This window comes from Streptomyces sp. NPDC005195 (assembly GCF_040608315.1).
In the GTDB taxonomy this organism is placed as follows: Bacteria; Actinomycetota; Actinomycetes; order Streptomycetales; family Streptomycetaceae; genus Streptomyces; species Streptomyces kaempferi.
Genome location: NZ_JBEXHZ010000166.1, coordinates 1 through 4,570 on the forward strand (window position 1 = coordinate 1; position 4,570 = coordinate 4,570).

The window sequence follows — 4,570 nt, forward strand, 5'->3', positions numbered from 1 at the left end:
GGCGCGGACGCCGATCCCCGCTATGACGCGCGCCGACTGGTCGGACTCCTCATCGCGGGGCTGCGCCGGTCACCCTGACCCGGGGCCCACGCCGTCGCGCGGGCCCCGTGATTCACTACGGGTGCAGGTTCCGGACGGTCGCCGGACGGCGTACCGCCAGGCGGCACCGGCCGACGGGAATTTTCGGGCACGTCCTCGACGTCTGTGCGTGGGGGAACGGCCGATGGCCGCGCCGTCGGGTCCGCGCGTTCCGCGGTCGGACCGCGCAAAGAGACGAAAAGGGATGTGAAGAGCTATGAGCGCCACTGAGGAAAAGGCGTTGCTGGCGGGTGGCTGCTTCTGGGGGATGCAGGAACTGATCCGGACGCTCCCGGGTGTCCTGGCCACGCGGGTGGGATACAGCGGTGGCGACGTGCCCCACGCGACCTACCGCAATCACGGAACCCACGCCGAATCGATCGAGATCACCTTCGACCCCGCCGCGACCGACTACCGCGCCATCCTGGAGTACTTCTTCCAGATCCATGACCCGAGTACGGAGAACCGGCAGGGCAACGACATCGGTGTCAGCTACCGCTCCGCGATCTTCTACTTCGACGACGAGCAGCGACGCGTCGCCGAGGACACGATCGCCGATGTCGACGCCTCGGGACTGTGGCCGGGGAAGGTCGTGACCGAGGTCGTGCCGGCCGGCGCCTTCTGGGACGCGGAGCCCGAGCACCAGGACTACCTGCGGAGGTACCCCGAGGGCTACACCTGCCACTTCCCGCGGCCGAACTGGCGGTTGCCGAAGCGCGCGGAAGCCTGATTCCGGGAAGGGCCGGCCGGCGGGCGCGCGGTGTCCGTCACCGGCCGTAGGGCCGATGACGAGCACCTCGGGCGTTGTCAGGCCGGCTGCGCGGCGGGACGCAGTGCAGGCGCCGGGATCTCGGGGGCGTGGGGGTACGCGGCCGTACGGTGCTGGAACGAGAGGATCTTCGGGTTCCGTACGACGCCGTCGCGGATCTCGATGGCGTTCCTGACCGTGGCGTCGGCCTCCCAGGCGGTGGGGCCGCTCATGACCTTGCGCAGGTAGGGGAGGAGCGCCTCGCTGATTTCCCAGGTGGCCGAGTTCCACAGGTGGGACGGGCTGTGGTCGACCGCGTAGTAGTGGCAGTCCGCTCCCACCGAGGGCATGGGCTCGCCGAAGGTGGTCGGCCGGGCCCATGTGAAGCCCATGCCTTCGTCGCAGGCGACGTCGATGAAGAAGGTGCCCGGGCGGAACAGGGGCAGCTCCTCGTCGGTGACGAACATCAAAGGCGCGTCGGTGTCCTGCCGGATGCAGTTGACGATGATGTCGAACCCGGCCAGGTACTCCGCGAGCGGCACCGGACCCTTCGCGGTGAGCGCCCGGAGCCGCGACGGATCGTCCGCCTGCTCCTCGAAGTGGCCCATCACGACCGACGGCATGGGCGAGGCCACCGCCGCCGCGGCCCGCTGGGTGAGCACCGTGACGTCGGAGACCCCCATGGCGCCCAGACCGGTCACCGCTCCGCGTGCCGTGGCACCGAAGCTGAGGACCACCGCGCGCAGCCGGCGTCCGTAACTACCGGTCATGCCGCCGAGCTGCAGGGCGTGCAGCACCGAGCAGTAGCCCGCCAGCTCGTTGTTCTTGTGAAAGACGTGGACGCTGAAGGCGCCCGTGGACGTCCAGTGGTTCATCGCCTCCCATGCGACGAGGGTCAGCCGTCGGTCGATGGCGATCTGGGTCATCTTCTCGTCCTGCACACAGTGCGGCCATCCCCACAGCACCTGGCCCTCGTGCAGATCGGCGATGTCGGCGTGCGTCGGTTTGGGAAGCAGCAGCACCTCGCACTCGGCGAGGAGCCGCTCGCGGGAGCGCAGGCCCGCTACGAGCGGCAGCAGGGCATCGTCGTCGATGCCGAACCGTCGGCCGTAGCCGTGTTCCAGGAAGATCCTTGAGCGGACGTCCGGGGCGATCCGGTCGATGTGAGCGGGGTGCAAGGGGAGCCGGAGCTCGTTCTCCTTGCGGGAGGAGGCCAGGACTCCGAGACTCATGAGGGTCATGCGCTTCCTTGTCATGTAAATGTCATGCAATGGCGTTCAATGCCGTTCGCGCGCACGGCGTTTGCGTGCGCGGGCGTGCCGGCCGCAGCCGGGGGAGTCCGGGCCCGCGTTCGGCCGTGTCCACCGCCGGGCGGAGTGTTCGGGATGCCGCCCGTCTCAGCGTCTCAGTGCTGGTCGGCGCTGTGTCTGCGCAGGCGCTCGGCCAGTGGGAGGGGCGTCTCCTCCAGCCCGGTGACCGACCCGCTCGCCAGTCGCGCGCACGTTCCGTGGCAGGCGAGCAGTTGTCTGTCGTCGCGGTGCGAGACCACCACGGCGTTCGCGTCCGGTGCGTTCCGGTAGTCGGTGCCGCAGATGAGGCAGGCCAGTCCGGAGAGCGTCTCGGCGGTCGGTTCGGGGCGGCCTCGGCGGTGGCCGGAGATCGCGTCCTGTGAGTACATGAGTGCCGCATCCCTTCGTCGGTCGTCTGTCGTCGGCAGAAGGCGTGCCAGGTGCCGGAACGCGTCGGGAACCAGGAAGTCCGCTACCGCGGGGCGCCGATCGGAATGCGCGGGACGGCGCGAGCGTACGAGCCAGAAGTCATGGGGCGGCTCATTTCCGGCCGGAGCGCGGAGGCGCCGGCGTCTGCCGTTCCCCGAGGGCGACGCCGAAACGGATGACGGCATGCGAGGTGCGCTCGGTGACGCCACCGTACTCTGTCCCGGCCCCGTTGCCTCCACCGCGCGTGCTCAGGGTCTTTGGGCGGGCGGCGGAGGAGACGGGGCGGGCGGCCGTCGTGGTGGTCGGACCTGCCCGACGCCGTGGCCGGCGCGACGTTCCGCGTGCCTCTCTCCATCTATGCCTTTTATGATGATCTGTGGAAGGCGTGAAGCCGACCGGCCCGACTGTCGCGAGCACTCCCGCCCCCGCAGACCGACGAGTCCTGGAGCAGAAGCAATGGCATCGACCTCGGTGAGCAGGGTCGTCCCCGCATCCCCCGGCCGCGTGTGGGAGGTGATCGGTGGTTTCGGTTCCCTGCCCGACTGGGTTCCGCAGATCGCCGAGAGCACGCCGCTGGAAGGGGGCCGCGTCCGCCGGCTGACCATGGGGGACGGAGAGGTCGTCGTCGAACGGTTGACGGGGTTCAGCGAGGGCGGCCGACACTACTCGTACACCTTCGTAGAGGCGCCGTTCCCCGTCACCGGCTATCTCGCGACCATCCGGGTGCACACCGTGCCCGGCGAGCCCGACAGCGCGGAAGTGGAGTGGTCCGGCCGTTTCTACCCGCTGGGGGCGAGCGACGACGAGATGGTGGCCCTTTTCACCGGCATCTACCGCGACGGTCTCGACGCACTGCACACGGAGCTGGCGGACTGAACCCCCGCGAACGCCCGCGAACGGACGGCGCAGGGACGAGATCGCGTGCCCTCGGGCCCGGGAGTCTCGACGGCGGGTGTCCTCCCTGACCGGGAGGGCGAGGGGCGGCGGTGTCGTCCCGGACCGGCGTGGTCACGACGTACCACCCGTCGCGTCACGTGAAGGCGAGGCGGCCCACGCACGGGTGACCCCGTGTTCCATGGCCCGGACCCCGGACCGGCACCTCGGACGGCCACAGCAAGGGAGTCGTACATGCGTATCGATCTCACGGGACGGACCGCCCTGGTGACAGGGTCGACGCAGGGCATCGGGGCCGCCATCGCGGCGGGCCTCGCGGACGCGGGGGCGCGGGTGGGCGTCAACGGCCGCGACAAGGAAAGGGTCGACGCGGCGGTCAGGCAACTGCGGGAGGAGGTGCCGCACGGTGACTTCGTCGCCATCGGCGCGGACGTCTCCTCCGAGGAGGGTGCGGCGACCGCCCTCGACGCGTTGCCGGACGTCGACGTCCTCATCAACAATCTGGGCGTCTTCGGCTCCCAGGACCCGCTGGACATCACCGATGAGGAGTGGCGCCGGTACTTCGAGGTGAACGTGCTCGCCGCGGTCCGCCTCACCCGTGCCTGTCTGCCGCGGATGATCGAGAGCGACTGGGGCCGCATCCAGTACATCGCCAGTGAATCGGCGGTGGCCATTCCCGAAGAGATGATCCACTACGGCATGACGAAGACCGCCCTCCTGGCCGTCGGCCGCGGCTTCGCGAAGAAGGCCGCCGGAACGGGCGTCACCGTCAACTCGGTTCTCGTCGGCCCCACCCACACCGCCGGCGTCGAGGAGTTCGTGTACGAGCTGGTCGGTCGCGACCTGCCCTGGGAGGAGGCGGAGCGGATCTTCATGAGCGAACACCGACCTCAGTCGCTGCTGCGGCGCCTGATCGCCCCCGAGGAGATCGCCAACATGGTGGTGTACCTGAGTTCGGACCAGGCCTCCGCCACCACGGGCGGCGCGCTGCGGGTCGACGGAGGCTGCATCGACGCCGTGATTCCCTGACGGCCGCGCCGGACGGGCCCCCCGTCCAGGGCGGCCCTCCGTGGAGAGGTGTGGCGACCGCCGGCCCTCCGGCCGACGACGGCGGTGGCCCCCCGGGCGGGTC

At 70.1% G+C, this 4,570-nt stretch carries 5 protein-coding genes; 3 read left to right on the forward strand and 2 right to left on the reverse strand.

Annotated elements, in window-relative coordinates:
* Window positions 1-295: 295 nt before the first annotated feature.
* Window positions 296-808: a peptide-methionine (S)-S-oxide reductase MsrA gene (gene msrA / locus ABZV34_RS37255; protein WP_356287047.1), complete on the forward strand. Its 513-nt coding sequence runs from the start codon at window positions 296-298 to the stop codon at window positions 806-808.
* Between the two features lie 77 nt (window positions 809-885).
* Here the strand turns inward: msrA and ABZV34_RS37260 are convergent, their stop codons facing one another.
* On the reverse strand, window positions 886-2,067 hold the full coding sequence (locus ABZV34_RS37260; RefSeq protein ID WP_356287050.1) for a N(5)-(carboxyethyl)ornithine synthase: 1,182 nt from the start codon (window positions 2,065-2,067) through the stop codon (window positions 886-888).
* Window positions 2,068-2,231: 164 nt separating this feature from the next.
* A complete protein-coding gene (locus tag ABZV34_RS37265; RefSeq protein WP_356287053.1) occupies window positions 2,232-2,504 on the reverse strand; it encodes a hypothetical protein in 273 nt (90 codons plus the stop codon).
* Between the two features lie 496 nt (window positions 2,505-3,000).
* Here ABZV34_RS37265 and ABZV34_RS37270 point away from each other — a divergent pair, with 496 nt between their 5' ends.
* Together ABZV34_RS37270 and ABZV34_RS37275 are read left to right on the forward strand one after the other, a co-directional pair.
* A complete protein-coding gene (locus ABZV34_RS37270; RefSeq protein WP_356287056.1) occupies window positions 3,001-3,420 on the forward strand; it encodes an SRPBCC family protein in 420 nt (139 codons plus the stop codon).
* Window positions 3,421-3,672: 252 nt separating this feature from the next.
* Window positions 3,673-4,467 carry an SDR family oxidoreductase gene (locus tag ABZV34_RS37275; protein WP_356287059.1) on the forward strand — a complete coding sequence of 265 codons (795 nt, stop codon included), beginning with the start codon at window positions 3,673-3,675 and terminating at the stop codon, window positions 4,465-4,467.
* Window positions 4,468-4,570: the final 103 nt, after the last annotated feature.

Bases quoted from the DNA above. Each gene is read 5' to 3' on its own strand.
- msrA (WP_356287047.1), top strand. From the start codon at position 296: ATGAGCGCCACTGAGGAAAAGGCGTTGCTGGCGGGTGGCTGCTTCTGG.
- ABZV34_RS37260 (WP_356287050.1), bottom strand. From the start codon at position 2,067: ATGACCCTCATGAGTCTCGGAGTCCTGGCCTCCTCCCGCAAGGAGAAC.
- ABZV34_RS37265 (WP_356287053.1), bottom strand. From the start codon at position 2,504: ATGTACTCACAGGACGCGATCTCCGGCCACCGCCGAGGCCGCCCCGAA.
- ABZV34_RS37270 (WP_356287056.1), top strand. From the start codon at position 3,001: ATGGCATCGACCTCGGTGAGCAGGGTCGTCCCCGCATCCCCCGGCCGC.
- ABZV34_RS37275 (WP_356287059.1), top strand. From the start codon at position 3,673: ATGCGTATCGATCTCACGGGACGGACCGCCCTGGTGACAGGGTCGACG.